We start from the raw sequence: 15,088 nt of genomic DNA on the forward strand, positions 1-15,088 counted from the left end.
GCTGCGGCTACCCGCCCGTGGCGGCGACGAACTGCCGGGCCAGCTCTTCGATGAGGTCCCGGCCCTCCAGCACGGCCAGCCAGTCGCCGGGCAGGGCTGCTGCGCCGTAGAGCGTGCCCAGAATGTTTCCGGTGACGGAGCCCGTGGAGCCGGCGGCGCCGTCGTGGTGGACGGCCAAGGCCACCGCGGCACGGAAGTGCTCCTGCGGCGAGCCGGCTCCGGAGGTGGCCAGCGCGGCGTACAGCCCGCGGGCCAGGACTTCTTCTGCCACCCGGCCCTCGCCCAGGGCCGCAGTTAGTTCCTCCGGGGAAACCGGCCCGGAACGCGCCAGCTCAATGGCAGCGGCTATCCGGGCGGACAGTTCGGGCACGCCGCTTTCGGCTGCGCGGAGCACCGCCGCCTCCGCGGCCTGCTGCAGCGACGCTGCAGGGGACAGCAGATCGTGGATCAGCGCGCTGAACACCGCGGCGCTGTGCCGCGCGGACGGATGTCCGTGCGTCAGCGACGCTGCGTCCTCACTCAGGCGGTACACCATGCCCGGTTCCACATAGGGAAGCAGGCCAAACGGTGCGGACCGGGTGACGGTCCCGCTTTCCTTGGAATCCGGATTGACCGGCCGGAACTTGGTTCCCATGTCCGGCCCGGAAAGCCCGGAGAGGCTTGTGTTTCCGGGAGCGCGGCGCTGATGCAGAACCGGCTGCGCATCGATCCACCGCAGCGGAGGATTCGGGGCGCCGGGGTCCGGGGAGACACCCTGGGTCTTCAGCCAGCGCAGGTACGCCAGCCAGAGGCAGGCGGTTTCGTCGGCACCCACCCCCGCGTTGGCCCATTCCAGGGCTTCCAGCAGCCCGTCGAGCGTGTACAGCGTCATCTGTGTGGCAGCGGAGAACGGAACGGGCCCGGCGACGCCGGACAGGGTCCCGGTTCCGTCCGGTCCAAAGGCGTGGCGGACCTCCGCGGAACCGGAAGATCCGGCGGCGTGGCCGAGCGCATCGCCCAGTGCGCCGGCAAGCAGGCAGCCAAACACTTTTCCTCCCTGTCCATCGAGGGGAAGATGGAAGGAGGACGCACCCGGTTCCGTCGGAAAAGGATCAGCGGCGGGCGGTTCTTTGGGGTTTAGGCTCACCGTTCCAGCATATCGAGCGTCCCGGCCTGCGCGAGCCTTCAGTATCCTCCCAGCTGGCAATGGCAAGCTGGGTGAGTTTGCCCGGCGCGTGTTTACCGCTCCGGGCCTGCGGCGGTTTCCCTGATGGATTCCGCCGTGCCACACCCCCTAGGAAGAGGACACTTTTTGCGAATGAATGCCGAGCCCATCTCCACAGGCGGCGCACGTGCTGCGCACCCTGCCACCGGAACAGCACCCCGCAAGCGCCTGCACACCTACGGGCTGGTTGGGCGCAGCGCAGCAGAGGCCGTGGGCTCGTTCCTTCTGGTCTTTGTCGGCGTTGGCCTTGCCTTCTTTAGCGCCACGGGCAGCGTCTCTTCGCCCCTGGGCGTCGGCCTGGCCGCGGCTGCGACCATGGTGGCCTTCGGCTACGTCTCCGGCGGACACTTCAATCCGGCCATCAGCGTTGCCAGCGCCGCGGCCGGCCGCACCTCGTTGAAAGCACTGCCGGTCTACGTCATCGCGCAGCTCATCGGCGCAGCATTGGCTGTGCTGATCCTCTGGGTTGTCATCCAGGGCGTTCCCGAACTCAATGAAACACGCACTGTCTTCTCCGCCCTGTCCAACGGGTACGGCGTGGAGTACGGTGCCGGCTTCCCGCTGGCCAGCGCCCTGCTGACCGAGGTCATCGGTGCCGCACTGCTCACCGCCGTGTTCCTGGGAGCCACGGCCGGGCGCAAGCCTGCGGCCACCGCGGCGTTTGCCGTGGGCGTGACCTACGTGGTCCTGCTGACGTTCCTGGCACCGATCACCGGCGGCTCGCTCAACCCGGCACGCTCCACTGCGGTTGCCCTCTTCGCCGACAGTGATGCGCTGGGCCATCTCTGGCTCTTCTGGGTCGCTCCGATCCTTGGCGCCCTGATCGCCGGCCTGATCTATCGCAGCATCGACCTCACGGTCGCCGATGCGGCCGACGACGACTTCGATGCCGATTACGACGCCGACTCGGCGGCTGCTCCGGCCGCCGCATCACCGGCTGCAGCCCCCGACGCCTCGCGTCAGGGCACCTCCGCCCGGATCAACGGGGATGAGGCCCGCGGCTTCTTCAACGGCGACGACGACGGCGGCAAGCGCGCCAACAAGTCCTCCTAGCTCACACGCCCGACCACGCCCACCCCCTCCGGCGCACCACTTGCCGGAGGGGGTGGGCGTTGTCATGTCCCCGGTGTCCGGGGAGTGTCGGTGCCGGGAGGTAGTTTTAGGAGTATGCGATTACTGCACACCTCCGATTGGCATTTGGGCCGCTCTTTCCACGGCGTGGGAATGCTCGGCGCCCAGCAGCAGTTCATCGACCGGCTCGTGGACACCGTCCGCGAGCAGGCGGTTGACGCGGTGCTGATCGCCGGTGACGTCTATGACCGTGCCCTGCCGGGGGTCGACGTCGTCCGCCTGCTCGATTCGGCACTGGACCGGATCACGGCCGCCGGGGCGAAGGTCATCCTGTCCAGCGGCAACCACGATTCCGCCGCCCGGCTGGGCTTCGGCAGCCGCATCTTTGAGCGCGGCGGCGTGTACCTGCGCACCCGGATCAGTGAGATTCCGGAGCCGGTCCTGCTCGACACCGGCGGCACGCCCGTCGCCGTCTACGGCATCCCCTATCTGGAACCGCGGCTGGCCGCCCCGGAGCTCGGCGTTGACACGCCGCACCACACCACCGTCGTGGCCGAAGCCGTCCGCCGCATCGCTGCGGATGTGCAGCGCCGGGCCGACGCCGGCCAGCCGGTCCTGCCGGTGGCCATGGCCCATGTCTTCGCCAGCGGCGGCATCACGTCGGACAGTGAGCGGGACCTCACCGTCGGGGGAGTCGGAGCTGTTCCGCTGGACCTCTTTGACGGCTTCACCTACACCGCCCTGGGCCACCTGCACGGACGGCAGGAACTGAGTCCCTCCGTTCGGTACAGCGGTTCTCCGCTGCCCTATTCCTTCTCCGAGGCACGCCAGCAGAAGGGCGGGCTCCTGGTGGAATTCGACGCCGCCGGCCTGGTGTCCGTGGAACCGGTCCTGTGGCCGGCGCCGCGCCGGCTCGCCGTCCTTCGGGGCACCCTGGCCGAGCTGCTGGCGGACCCTGAACTGACGGATGCCGAAACCGCTTACTGCCAGGTGACCCTGACGGATGACGAACGCCCGGCCAAGGCCATGGAATCAGTGCGCAGCAGGTTTCCGGACACCCTGGTCCTGGCCTTCGAACCAGCCTCGGGGCCGCGTGCCGCGGGCCAGACCTACAGCCAGCGGCTGGCCAAGGCCACAGACGACCTGGAGATCTGCTGCGGCTTCCTGGACCATGTCCGCTCCCGGCAGGCCGATGAGCAGGAAAAGCAGCTGTTTGCGGACGTCCTCACCAAGGTCCAGTCTGCGGAGGCGGCGAAATGAGGATTCACCGGCTGGAAATCCAGGCGTTCGGCCCCTTCGCCGACCGCCAGGTCATCGACTTCGACGAACTCGGGGCCCATGGGCTGTTCCTGCTGAACGGCCCCACCGGCGCCGGCAAGACCAGCATCCTCGACGCCATCTGCTATGCCCTCTACGGCGGGGTCCCCGGCGCCCGGCAGACCGCCAAACGGCTGCGCAGCGACCACGCGGCGCCGGACACCGCGCCGGAAGTCGTGTGCGAATTCAGTTCCGGCGACCGCCGCTTTGAGGTGGTCCGGAACCCGGCCTGGGACCGTCCCGCCAAGCGCGGCACCGGAAAAACCGTGACCGAGCAGGCGCACACGACTCTCCGCGAGTTCGTCAACGGGGAATGGGTGACAAAGTCCGCCCGCAACGATGAGGCCGGTGCCGAGATCCAGGCCCTCATGGGCATGGACAAGGAACAGTTCACCCGGGTGGTCATGCTGCCGCAGGGCGACTTCGCGGCGTTCCTGCGCGCTGACGCCAAAACACGGGCGGATCTGCTGCAGAAGCTCTTTGGCACCACCCGGTTCGAAGAGATTGAAGACCAGCTCAAGGAGGACCTCGCGGCGGCCTCCCGCGAGCTGCAGGCCGCCCGGGCCGAAGCTGAGCATGTGCTGCGCCGGGCCCGTGACGAAATGCAGCGCTGGGCCGGGGACACCGACCCGGAAGCTGAGGGTGACGCCGACGGCGACGGCAATGCCGACGCAGGCGCCGCCGCAGACGCCGCGGCAGACGCGGCAGCCGCTGCTGACGAAGCGGGCGCGGGAGCTGGGGGCGGCAGCACCGACACCGCCGCGGTGGAGAAGTTCCGCCGCACGCTGGCGGCCCGGACTGCCGCGGCGCGGGAAACCTCCGCCGCACTCTCCGCTGCCCTGCGGGAAGCGGAAGCCGCCCAGCTGGACATCGAGCACCGCCGCTCCCGCGGCCTCGCCCGCCAGCAGCTGGAACGCGATGAACAGGCGCACGCCCGGCAGCTGGCCGAGGTGGAACCGCTGCGCGCCGCCCTGGCCCGGCACGGCCAGGCCGAAGCACTGGGCGGCTACGTCCGGGCCGTTGATGCCGCCGCAGCCCGGCTCCAGCTCCGGGAGGACGCGGCAGCGCAGGCCCTGGCGGAGCTGTCCGCCCATCCGCGCGCCGCGGCGTACGGCCTGGCCGGGGATTCCCCGGAAGATGCAGCGGAGGAGATTCCGGAGGAGGCTGCGGAGCTTGCAGCCGAACTGGCAGCGGCGGATGCCCGGCTGACCACGGAGCTGGGAACGGCGGAAGCCGCACTGGCCGAGGAACAGCGCATCAGCGTGCTCGAAACTGAGCTCGCTGAAGCCGCCGGGCGGGCCGGGACCCGGCGCGCGGCGGCTGCCGCCGCGGGCGCCGCGGCCGCCGCGCTTCGGGCTGAAGAGGGTGAACTGACCCGCGAACTCGAATCCTTGCGGGAGCGGGCCTCCGGGCGGGAAGCGGCGGCGGAAGACGTGGACCGGGCACGCGCCCTGACACGGGCCATCGGGGAATATGCCCGGGCCGCCCGGGAGGCAGCAGCCGCCGACGAGGCCGCTGCCGAACTGCGCGGAACGTACCAGGACCGGCGCCAGGAATGGCAGGACAAGCTGCAGCGCCGGCTGGAGCAGGCCGCCGCGGAACTGGCCGGACGGTTGGAATCCGGGCAGGGCTGCCCGGTGTGCGGCAGCGCTGAACACCCAGCCCCGGCGGTCCTGCCTGACGGCGAGAGCGCGGTGACAAAGCTGGATGAGGACAACGCCCGGCTGCTCACCGAAAGCGCCGAGCAGGAGTTCGAAGCCGCCCGTGCGGAGGCGGATGCCGCCAACCGCCGGCTGGCCGAGCTGCGGATCCAGGGCGGGGACGGCGACCCGGAAACCGCCCGTGCACTGGAAGCCGAAGCACAGGATGCCTTGGCCCAGGCAACCGCCGCCGGCCGGGAACTGGACGCAGCGCTGAAGCGCTGCACAGAACTGTCGGCCAAACTCGAGCAGCTGGCCGAGGAGGAATCGGCCGCCCAGATCGCCGCGGCGCAGGCAGATGAACAGTGCATCTCGGCGCAGCGGCAGATCGCTGAACTCAGCGGACGCGTTGAGGCCGCCCGGGACGGCTTCGCCTCGCTTGCGGAACGGGTTGACTCCCTGACCGGACTTCGCGGCCTGGTGGCAGCCGCACGACGGACGCTGGCGGACCGGCAAGCGGCCGGGGAAAATGCCGCTGAAGCGCAGGAAGACCTTCCCGCACGGCTGAAGGCTTCGGAGTTCGAAACCGTCCAGGCAGTGCGGGACGCCCTGCTGGCTGACGAAGAGGCCGCCGCGTTCAAGCTCACCGTGACCGGCTACGACCAGGCGGGGCAGCGGCTGGCATTGCGCCGCGAGAGCGAGGAGTCAGCGGCAGCCCTGGACGGACGCGGAGAACCGCTTCCCGTGCCGGATGAGGAAGACCTGGTGCTTGCCGCCGACCGCACGGCAGCGGCCCGGACCCGGCTCACCCAGTGTTCAGTGCGGCTGGGCCTCCTGGAGGCCTCAACCGCCGCTCTGCAGGAGTACGCGCGTGAGCTGGCCGAGGCGGCCGAACGCATCCGCCCCCTGGAACAGCGCCACGAACTGCTCCGCTCGGTGACCGACACCGCGCGTGGCGGCGGCGAGAACGGCTACAAGATGACGCTGAGTACCTACGTCCTGGCCGCGCGCCTGGAACAGGTCGCCGCGGCGGCAACCGAACGCCTGTCGGCCATGACCGGTGGCCGTTATGCCCTGGTGCACAGCGATTCCACCTCCGGCAACAGGAAAGCCGGCCTGGGCCTGCACGTCACCGATGCCTGGACGGGGCAGCACCGGGACACCTCCACGCTCTCCGGCGGGGAGGGCTTCATGGCGTCCCTGGCCCTGGCGTTGGGCCTGGCCGACGTCGTCCAGCAGGAGGCCGGCGGCGTCAGCATCGAGACTTTGTTTGTGGACGAGGGGTTCGGCAGCCTGGATGAAACGTCGCTGGAACAGGTGATGGATGCGCTGGAAGGGCTCCGCGACGGGGGCCGTGTGGTGGGCCTCGTCAGCCACGTGGCCGAAATGAAGCAGCGCATCGGAGCGCAGCTGCAGATCACGAAGGGCCGGAACGGGTCCTCCGTGCGCTTCTCCGCCGGTGACCCGGTGGGTGTCTGACCGGCGGTACATGCCGCCTATACGGGAAGAGAACCCAAAAGGGAAGACTCCGGTAGAGATGATTGACAGATCCAAGTAGTCAGGTTTCACTTCCTTCACAGCAGTCACACCCTTTTTGAGGAGACCGACCATGAGGACATCCAAAACCATCACCGCCCTGTCGCTTGCCGTGCTGTTGGCGGCAGGGACCGCGGCGGCCCCGGCATATGCAGTCGGTGAGGGGCCCAACTACGGCGGGAACGAGACCATCAACACCTCGATTCTGCGCACCTACGACGAGGTCGTGGCTGAGCTCCATAAACAGGATGCACGTCAACCGGCGATGGAGCTGGAAGTGATCGGGCAGTCGGTAAAGGGCCGGGACCTGTATCTCGCGAAGTTCATCACCAACCCGGACAATCCCACGATCCTTTATCTGACGCAGCAGCACGGCAATGAACAGCTGACCACCGAGGGTGCGCTGGAGTTCGTCAAGCACCTCGGCACCGGCAAAACCAAAGGGGTGTTGAACGGGGTGAACATCCTGGTTGTCCCCATGCTCAATCCCGACGGAGCAATGGGTGATGTCGACTTTCCCCTGGACGGTTACATCGCAGACGGCGGTCGGACCCTGACCCGCGCTAATGCCACCGGCACGGACCTGAACCGTGACCATGTGGCAAAGATCCAGCCGGAAACCCAAGCTCTGCACCGGAACGTTCTGCAGGCGTACAACGTCGACTACATGATCGATCTTCACCATCAGGGCACACAGAGCGAACGCGACGGCCGGCTCGTGTCCGGGTCGATTCTCTATCCCACGACGCCGAATGCTGACCCGGTCGTGGTCGAGGGTTCCAAGCAACTGGGCGCGGTGGTGTTCGGCGCCGTGGACCCGACCGGATGGGGACATCTTGGACGGTACGTCGGAGGATCTGCTGAAACAATCAGCCGCAACGGGATTTCGGTTGAGTACGGAATCTCCACGCTGCTCTTTGAGATGCGCGGCATGTCGGACAACACCAATCCCTCGGCTGTCCTCGGCCAGAAGAGCAACGGATATTTGATCAAGCAAACGGTCACCACGCTGGATGCGACCGCCAGAGCGATCGCAAACGGTTCGATCCGTTCCGCGGAGACCTCATTCTGGGACACCCTTGCCGAGCAGACCACGCGCGACAGCGAATAACCCCGGACTGTCCGCCGGTGGACAACACCGGCCGGCGGACAGTGCAAGGAACATCACGGCGGCGGGGGCACGGAATCGGATAGAATAGCGGGGTAGCCGGGTTGGGCGCATCGGGAGGGGGGACGATGCGCGCTGAAACGTGTCTGGAACCGCATGAACAATCTTCCGTCTGCCCCCACTGCGCCCCGGAGCAGCACTCCGGGTACCCCTCCTCCGAACGAGCAGGCTCCCCGCGAGCCGGTGACCGCCGAAGCGTCGCCGGCCGAAGCTGAGCGCACTCCCGCAGAAGCAACCGCCGGCCGGTACGCGCGGATCTTCGCGCTGGCGGGCCGGGGATTCGTGCCGGTCGCCTTCCTGGCCCGGCTGCCGCTGGCCATGCTGACCGTCGGCGCCCTCACCCTGGTCACCAGCGTTACCGGATCCTATGCGACCGGCGGCCTGGCCGCCGGCGCCGTCGGAATCGGCTCGGCACTGGGCGCTCCCGTCCTCGGATATGTGGCGGACCGCGTCGGTCAGCGGCCGGTCCTGCTGACCACCGCCGTCGTCAACCCGCTGGCCATCGCGCTGACGTTGTACATGGCCTTCCAGCTGCCCGATGCAGCGACTCCGTTCGCGGCACTGGCCGCTGCCTTCCTGATGGGCGCCACCTGCCCCCAGGTCGGTCCGCTGGCCCGTGTGCGCTGGATGGCCATGACCGAGCGCAGGCGCGGTGCCGACACCGCGGGCGCACGTGACCTGGACACCGCGATGTCCTTCGAGAGCACCGCGGATGAGCTCAGCTTCGTGCTCGGCCCGGCGCTCGTCGGTCTGCTGGCAGCCGCCGTCGCGCCCTGGCTGCCGCTGGCCATAGCCGCGGTTTTGACGCTGACCATGGTCAGCGCCTTTGCCGTGCACCCGACGGTCCGTTCCGTTGTCCCCGCGCGGGCGGCACGCGCAGCTAAGGCTGCACGTGATGCTGACGCAGAGAAGGCAGGCAATCCGGTCGAAGCCGATGCGGTCCATCCGCGCGCGGACTGGCTGCTCATCGCCCTTCCCGTCCTAGGCATGGTGGCGATGGGAACCTTCTTTGGCGGAACGCAGACGAGCCTCACCGCCTTTGGCGGTCTCTTTGACATTGCCTCCGCCGCAGGCCTGCTGTACGCCGTCATGGGCATCAGCTCGGCCGCGGCGGCACTGTCCGTGGCCTTCTGGCCGGAGCGCTTTACGGCGGCCGCGCGTTGGATGGTCTCCGCGGCGGCCATGGCCGCTTTCTCGGTCCTCCTGCTCTTCCCCGCGGATATCCCCACCATGCTGGTGGCGCTCTTCGTCCTGGGCATCCCCGTGGGTCCCACCATGGTGAGCATCTTCGGCATTGGCGCGGTCGTCGCCCCTCGGCACCTGATGGGCACGGTCATGACGATGCTCGCCAGCGGCGTGGTCACCGGAACCGCCATCGGCGCTTCCCTGGCCGGACGGCTGGCCGACAGCGACGGCCATCAGGCGGCGTTCCTGGTGCCGGTGGGAGCAGCTGTCGTACTGCTCATCCTGAGCCTGTGCGTCCGGTGGGCAATCGCGTCCCGCCGGGGTGCCGCCAACCACGCGGCAGGCTGAGCGTCAAGGTCACGGTCTCCTATCGATGTGATCTATTCCATGAAAATTCTTGACTGAGCAGGGCCCGACTCCTTACGTTTGCGCAGAGAACAAATGTTCATCATGCGAACGGGTATCCGGGGACCATTGTTGTGGCCCCGGATGCCGGTGACAAAGGAGTCGATCCATGAAACGTGCCATCTCCCTTGCCGGAGCAGCCGTCGCTGCGCTGGCCCTCTCTGCCTGCGGATCAGGTTCGCTCTCCGGAGGGGAATCGACCGAATCAGGCGGTGCCGGCGGTGCGGCCGAGGGAGATCTGACGAAGGTCGCCGTCGGCGTGATCCCGATTGTGGACACTGCGCCGATCTGGCTGGGAAAGGAACAGGGCTTCTTCGAGGACGCGGGCCTTGACCTCGATATCCAGACCACCACCGGCGGCGCCGCAGCGGTGCCCGGCGTGGTCAGCGGGGACTTCCAATTCGCCTTCGGCAACACCATGTCCGTCATGGTCGCCAATGACAAGGGCCTGGACGTCCGATATGTAGCGAACGGCAACTCCACCACTGGTGACACCTCCTCCGACTTCGGGGCCGTCGTGGTTCCCGCGGACTCCGAGATCCAGGCCCCCGCCGACCTGGCCGGCCGGACGGTATCGGTCAACAACCTCTCGAACATTGGCGACACCACCATCCGCAAGGTCGTCGAGGACGACGGGGGCGACGAGTCCGCCATCAGGTTTGTGGAGATCCCCTTCCCGGACGCTCCGGCCGCCCTTGAATCGGGCCAGGTGGATGCCGCCTGGATCGTCGAACCCTTCCTGACCCAGGCTGTGGAGTCCGGCGCCCGGGTCATCTCCTACAACTTTGCCGAGACCGACCCGAACCTGGACATCTCGGGGTACTTCACCTCCGCCGAGTACATTGAGGCGAATCCGGAGCTGGTGGAGAACTTCACCGAGGCCATGAACAAGTCTCTGGTGTATGCCCAGGAGAACCCGGAAGCGGTCCGCGACGTGGTGGGCACCTACACCAAGATCGACGAGGCGATGCGCGCCAAAATGATCCTGCCGACCTTCCGCGTAGAGTTCGACCGGGACGCAGCCGCCGTGCTTGGTGATGCCGCAACCCGGTACGGCACCCTGACAGAGGCACCGGACCTGGACCTCATGCTGCCCGCGCAGCAGTAGCGGCGACCGGAACGACGCGACTCATGAAAACCCCGCTGCGTCTTCCGGCCGGGCCCCTCCTGGGCATGGCCGGAATCGCGGGTTTCCTCCTGACCTGGGAACTTATTCCCCGGACCGGGCTGGTTAATCCCGCCTACCTGCCGCCGGCAAGCGACATCCTCGGCATCTTCTTCTCCAACCTGGCGCTGGGCGCTTTTTGGACTGCGGTCGGCCAGACGATGACCGGCTGGGCGCTGGGCCTGCTGATCGCAGCGACCGCCGCAGTGATCCTGGGCCTGATCATTGGCTCCAGCACCTTCCTGCGCCGCGCCACCAACTCGACCATTGAATTCCTGCGGCCGATTCCGTCAGTGGCACTGATTCCCCTGGCCGTGCTGCTGTTCGGCTTCAAGCTGGAATCGACCCTGCTGCTGGTGGTTTACGCCTCGTTCTGGCAGGTCCTGATCCAGGTGCTCTACGGGGTGGCCGACGTTGACCCGGTGGCCAGCAACACCGCCCGCAGCTTTGGGCTGGGCCGGCTGGACCGAATCCGGTACGTCGTGTGGCCCACCACGCTGCCGTATTTAATGACGGGAATCCGGCTGGCTGCAGCTGTTGCGCTGATCCTGGCCATTACCGCCGGGCTGATCATCGGCTCGCCCGGCCTGGGCAACGAGATCGCGCTGGCGCAGTCCGGAGGGGCGGTGGCCCAAATGTATGCGCTGGTACTGACCACCGGAGTGCTGGGCATCGTGATCAATATGGGCATGCGCTTCGTTGAGCGGCGCACCCTGCGCTGGCACAGTTCGGTACGCGGGGATGTGGTGGTATGAAACTGCTCCGAAAGTTCGGCTACCTCGTGGGCCTGCCGGTGCTGCTGATCCTGCTCTGGTGGGCATCCACCTTGGGCGGCACGAACTTCTTCGTTCCCAAGCCAGGGATCCTCGCAGACAAACTGGTCACGGTCTGGGTGGGGGAGCGCTTTGTGCAGGATGTGCTGCCCAGTGTCACCCGCCTGATCATCGGCATCCTGCTGGCAATTGTGCTGGGCACGGTGCTGGGCGTGCTCGTCGGCACGATCCGCTGGCTGCGCAGCCTGCTGGAACCGATGCTGGAGTTCTTCCGTGCCATCCCGCCGCCGGTGCTCATTCCGGTGCTGATGCTGCTGATCGGCATCAACGACCAGATGAAGGTTGCGGTGATCGTCTCGGGCTGCATCTGGCCGGTGCTGCTGAACACCATCGAGGGCGTCCGTGCCGTGGACGGCACGCTCAGCGACAGCGCCAAGACCTTCCGCATCACCGGCTTCCACCGGCTGCGCTATCTGGTCCTGCCCAGCGCCAGTCCGCAGATCATGGCGGGCATCCGGCAGTGCCTGTCGATCGGCCTGATCCTCATGGTCATCTCCGAAATGTTCGCGTCCTCGGAGGGCCTGGGCTTCACGATCGTCCAGTTCCAGCGCTCCTTCGCCATCCCCGAGATGTGGAGCGGCATCGTGGTCCTGGGACTGATCGGCGTCGTCATGTCATTTTTGTTCCAGTGGACCGAACGCCGCGTTCTTGGCTGGTACCACGGGTTAAGAGAGGTAGAACATGCAGAATAACTCCCCGGAGGCGGCTGGAAAGCCGCTGCTGGAAGTCCGCGGCATTCAGAAGATCTACAAGGTCGACGCCGGTGAGGTGGAAGCGGTGCGGAACCTTACCTTCGATCTCCGCCCCGGGGAGCTGGTCTGTCTTGTCGGCCCGTCGGGCAGCGGCAAGACCACGCTGCTGAAGATCATCGCCGGCCTCATGGCAGCTACCTCGGGGGAGGTGGTCCTGGAAGGCAGAAAGATCACCGATCCGCCCAAGGACATGGCCGTCGTCTTTCAGGAGTACGGACGCAGCCTCTTTCCCTGGATGACGGTGCGGGCCAACGTCGAGCTGCCGCTCAAGACCGCCGGGATGCCCAAGGCCGAGCGCACACGGCTGGTCGATGACGCCCTGCAGGCGGTCGGGCTGGACCATGTGCCCACCAGCTACCCGTGGCAGCTCTCCGGCGGTATGCAGCAGCGGGTGGCCATTGCCCGGGCGGTCGCGTATCAGCCCAAGGTCCTGCTGATGGATGAGCCCTTTGCCGCCGTCGATGCGCAGACCCGTGCCGATCTGGAGGACCTGGTTCGGAGTATCTGGGCAAAGCTGGGGGTAACCATCCTGTTCGTCACCCACGACATCGATGAGTCCGTGTACTTGGGTGAACGGGTGGTCGTCCTCTCCAGTTCGCCCACCGTGGTGCAGGAGGATATCCTCATCGACCTGCCTGCTGAGCGGGACCAGCTCACCACCCGCTCGCTGCCGCGGTTCGTCGAACTGCGCAACCACGTTTACGAGCAGATCCAGCTAGCCAAGCACAACGCGGGCGGCTCCCGGGCAGGCAAAGCCGACGGCGGGGGCGGCGGCCGACCCGTGCTGCCCGGCTCTGGCACGGGCGGCGAAAGCGCGGTCCGCCAATGAAGACCGTCAGGGAGGAAACCTTTGACGTGATGCGGCTTCGCGGCCTCACCACATTGTTCTCGAATCCGGGTTCCACCGAAGTGCCGTTCCTGGTCGACCTGCCGGATGACTTCGACTTCATTCTTGCCCTGCATGAAGGATCGGTGGTGGGCATGGCAACCGGCTACGCCCTGGCGACGGGACGCTGCGCTTTCGCGCTGCTGCATACTACCGCGGGGCTGGGCAACGCGGTTGGCGCCATCGCCACGGCGCGGGTAAACCGGGCGCCGCTGGTGGTCATGGTGGGCCAACAGGACCGCCGGCATCTGGCCCTGGAGCCGTTCCTTACCGGGCAGCTGGACGGGCTGGCAGGAAACTATCCGCTGGAGATTTTGTCCCCGGTCCGGGCCGCAGATGTCCCGTCGGCGGTATCGCGGGCTGCGCTGCGGGCCGAGCAGGGGTCCGGTCCCGTCCTGGTCATTGTGCCGATGGGGGACTGGGATGAACCGATGGAGCCGCATGCTGCGGCGGCAGCCGGGCGCGTCGTCCTTGCTCCGCCCGGACTGCCTGCGGCCGCCGCGGAGGTCGCCGCCATGCTCGCAGCCGCTCACAATCCGGCGATCCTGGCCGGCGCGGGAAACGACACCGAAGCCGGCTGGGCAGCCCTGACGGAGCTGGCCGAAACTCTTCAGGCCCCGGTCTGGATCGAGCCCTTCGGGGCCCGGGCAGGCTTTCCTCAGACACATCCGCTGTATCAGGGGCAGCTTCCGGCAGACCGTCCCCGGGTGCGTGCCGCGCTGTCGGGCCATGACGTGCTGCTCGTCGCCGGCACCGCAGCCATCCGGCAATACCCCTATGCCGAGGGACCGCTCGTGCCGGAACAAACCCGCATAGTGGTGCTGACCGCCGACGCCGCAGAGGCCAACCGTTCACCCGCAGACCTCGCGCTTGTCGGCGATCCCGCGGTGCTGGTGGCCGGCATTTCCCGTCTGCTTGCGGAGCAGATGCCCCTCCGGCGCCCGGCGCGGCCCGCAGCCGCGGCAGCCCCGGCTGCGGCGTTTCGTTTGGACCCGCCGGCGGAGGGGGAGGCACTGCGGGCGGCGCACGTTTTCGAGCTGCTGGCACGGTACCTGCCCCGGGACGCCGTCCTCGTCGAGGAGGCGCCGTCGTCCCGCCCGGCGCTGCAGGCGATGGTGCCGGCGCAGGCCCCCTTGGGGTTCGTCTCGGCGGCGATGGGCGGGTTGGGGTTCGCGCTGCCGGCCGCCATCGGACTCAAGATGGGCCTGCCAGGGAGGACGGTGGTTGCGGTGGTCGGCGACGGGTCCTCGCTCTACGCCATCCAATCACTTTGGACGGCCGCGGAACGGGGAGTCCCGGTGGTCTTCATCGTCCTGGCCAACGGCAGCTACGCGGTAATGGACAGGCTGGCCGACAAGCGCGGAGGCAAGGCGCCGTGGCCGGCGTTTCCGCAGATCTCCGTTGCCACCCTCGCCGAAGGCCTGGGAGTTCCGGCCCGCCGAGTCACGGAGTTCTCCGCGCTGGAAGCCGAGCTCGCGGTCCTGGCCGGCCCCGCCACCACGAATGGAGCGCCGCTGCTGCTGGAGGTCTCAGTCGCTGCCGAAGTGGTCTTCGCCCCGTGACGTCCACGCTCGGCCGCGGCGTGCCGGGTGCCGGTCCCGCTGTCGGGCGAGCCCTCAGGTGGCTTAGTATCGAAGGAAGCGCCGGAATTTTCGGCGGAGACGCAGCGGATGAGGAGACCCACCATGGGCAGCGAAAAGAACGCCAACGAGGATCACTCCAAGGACGGCGAGAAGACAACGGGACCCGAGGGGACCATTCCTGACACCAAGGATGGCGTGGCCGCGGCGTCCACCGATGAAGCGTCGAACTTTGAGCCCGAGGAAGACCAGGAATCCGCCGAGGGCGGATCCAAGTAGCCCGCAGAACGCTACGCAGGAGCCCGGACCGGGAGCACCCGGTCCGGGCTTCGTTTTGTCCGTGTGC

The 15,088-nt window shown here is 67.7% G+C and carries 12 protein-coding genes; 11 read left to right on the top strand and 1 reads right to left on the bottom strand.

Translation table 11 applies throughout. The annotated features are described in order from the left end of the window. Positions 1–7 precede the first annotated feature (7 nt). Positions 8–1,027 (bottom strand): ADP-ribosylglycohydrolase family protein, encoded by a 1,020-nt coding sequence (locus QNN99_RS04510; protein ID WP_229965237.1) that lies wholly within the window; start codon positions 1,025–1,027, stop codon positions 8–10. Positions 1,028–1,297: 270 nt separating this feature from the next. Here QNN99_RS04510 and QNN99_RS04515 point away from each other — a divergent pair, with 270 nt between their 5' ends. From QNN99_RS04515 to QNN99_RS04565, 11 genes are all read left to right on the top strand, one after another. Next, positions 1,298–2,257: an MIP/aquaporin family protein gene (locus QNN99_RS04515; RefSeq protein ID WP_229965238.1), complete on the top strand. Its 960-nt coding sequence runs from the start codon at positions 1,298–1,300 to the stop codon at positions 2,255–2,257. 114 nt (positions 2,258–2,371) lie between these two features. Then, on the top strand, positions 2,372–3,535 hold the full coding sequence (locus tag QNN99_RS04520) for an exonuclease SbcCD subunit D (protein WP_229965239.1): 1,164 nt from the start codon (positions 2,372–2,374) through the stop codon (positions 3,533–3,535). Beyond that, a complete protein-coding gene (locus QNN99_RS04525; protein WP_229965240.1) occupies positions 3,532–6,711 on the top strand; it encodes an AAA family ATPase in 3,180 nt (1,059 codons plus the stop codon). The genes QNN99_RS04520 and QNN99_RS04525 overlap by 4 nt, the downstream gene beginning before the upstream one ends. A 130-nt stretch (positions 6,712–6,841) precedes the next feature. Continuing rightward, entirely contained in the window at positions 6,842–7,879 is a 1,038-nt protein-coding gene (locus QNN99_RS04530; protein WP_229965241.1) for a M14 family zinc carboxypeptidase, read from the top strand. A 153-nt stretch (positions 7,880–8,032) separates the two neighbouring features. Further along, positions 8,033–9,469, top strand: coding sequence for an MFS transporter (locus tag QNN99_RS04535; protein ID WP_229965242.1), 1,437 nt, complete (start codon positions 8,033–8,035; stop codon positions 9,467–9,469). 166 nt (positions 9,470–9,635) lie between these two features. Continuing rightward, the gene (locus QNN99_RS04540) at positions 9,636–10,634 is read left to right on the top strand and encodes an ABC transporter substrate-binding protein (protein WP_229965243.1); all 999 of its coding nucleotides are present in this window, start codon (positions 9,636–9,638) and stop codon (positions 10,632–10,634) included. A 23-nt stretch (positions 10,635–10,657) separates the two neighbouring features. Continuing rightward, positions 10,658–11,446 (top strand): ABC transporter permease, encoded by a 789-nt coding sequence (locus QNN99_RS04545; RefSeq protein ID WP_229965244.1) that lies wholly within the window; start codon positions 10,658–10,660, stop codon positions 11,444–11,446. Further along, complete coding sequence (locus tag QNN99_RS04550) at positions 11,443–12,216, top strand: ABC transporter permease (RefSeq protein WP_229965245.1); 774 nt, start codon at positions 11,443–11,445, stop codon at positions 12,214–12,216. Before QNN99_RS04545 ends, QNN99_RS04550 begins: the two co-directional genes overlap by 4 nt. Beyond that, complete coding sequence (locus QNN99_RS04555) at positions 12,206–13,105, top strand: ABC transporter ATP-binding protein (RefSeq protein WP_229965246.1); 900 nt, start codon at positions 12,206–12,208, stop codon at positions 13,103–13,105. Before QNN99_RS04550 ends, QNN99_RS04555 begins: the two co-directional genes overlap by 11 nt. Then, positions 13,102–14,724 carry a thiamine pyrophosphate-dependent enzyme gene (locus tag QNN99_RS04560; protein ID WP_229965247.1) on the top strand — a complete coding sequence of 541 codons (1,623 nt, stop codon included), beginning with the start codon at positions 13,102–13,104 and terminating at the stop codon, positions 14,722–14,724. The genes QNN99_RS04555 and QNN99_RS04560 overlap by 4 nt, the downstream gene beginning before the upstream one ends. A gap of 123 nt (positions 14,725–14,847) precedes the next feature. After that, entirely contained in the window at positions 14,848–15,021 is a 174-nt protein-coding gene (locus QNN99_RS04565) for a hypothetical protein (protein ID WP_229965248.1), read from the top strand. Positions 15,022–15,088 lie beyond the last annotated feature (67 nt).

Origin of the sequence: Arthrobacter sp. zg.Y820, assembly GCF_030125555.1 — a bacterium.
GTDB lineage: Bacteria > Actinomycetota > Actinomycetes > Actinomycetales > Micrococcaceae > Arthrobacter_B.

Excerpts from the sequence above, each read along its gene's own strand:
- QNN99_RS04515 (WP_229965238.1), top strand. The coding sequence starts at position 1,298 with ATGAATGCCGAGCCCATCTCCACAGGCGGCGCACGTGCTGCGCACCCT.
- QNN99_RS04520 (WP_229965239.1), top strand. The coding sequence starts at position 2,372 with ATGCGATTACTGCACACCTCCGATTGGCATTTGGGCCGCTCTTTCCAC.
- QNN99_RS04525 (WP_229965240.1), top strand. The coding sequence starts at position 3,532 with ATGAGGATTCACCGGCTGGAAATCCAGGCGTTCGGCCCCTTCGCCGAC.
- QNN99_RS04530 (WP_229965241.1), top strand. The coding sequence starts at position 6,842 with ATGAGGACATCCAAAACCATCACCGCCCTGTCGCTTGCCGTGCTGTTG.
- QNN99_RS04535 (WP_229965242.1), top strand. The coding sequence starts at position 8,033 with ATGAACAATCTTCCGTCTGCCCCCACTGCGCCCCGGAGCAGCACTCCG.
- QNN99_RS04540 (WP_229965243.1), top strand. The coding sequence starts at position 9,636 with ATGAAACGTGCCATCTCCCTTGCCGGAGCAGCCGTCGCTGCGCTGGCC.
- QNN99_RS04545 (WP_229965244.1), top strand. The coding sequence starts at position 10,658 with ATGAAAACCCCGCTGCGTCTTCCGGCCGGGCCCCTCCTGGGCATGGCC.
- QNN99_RS04550 (WP_229965245.1), top strand. The coding sequence starts at position 11,443 with ATGAAACTGCTCCGAAAGTTCGGCTACCTCGTGGGCCTGCCGGTGCTG.
- QNN99_RS04555 (WP_229965246.1), top strand. The coding sequence starts at position 12,206 with ATGCAGAATAACTCCCCGGAGGCGGCTGGAAAGCCGCTGCTGGAAGTC.
- QNN99_RS04560 (WP_229965247.1), top strand. The coding sequence starts at position 13,102 with ATGAAGACCGTCAGGGAGGAAACCTTTGACGTGATGCGGCTTCGCGGC.
- QNN99_RS04565 (WP_229965248.1), top strand. The coding sequence starts at position 14,848 with ATGGGCAGCGAAAAGAACGCCAACGAGGATCACTCCAAGGACGGCGAG.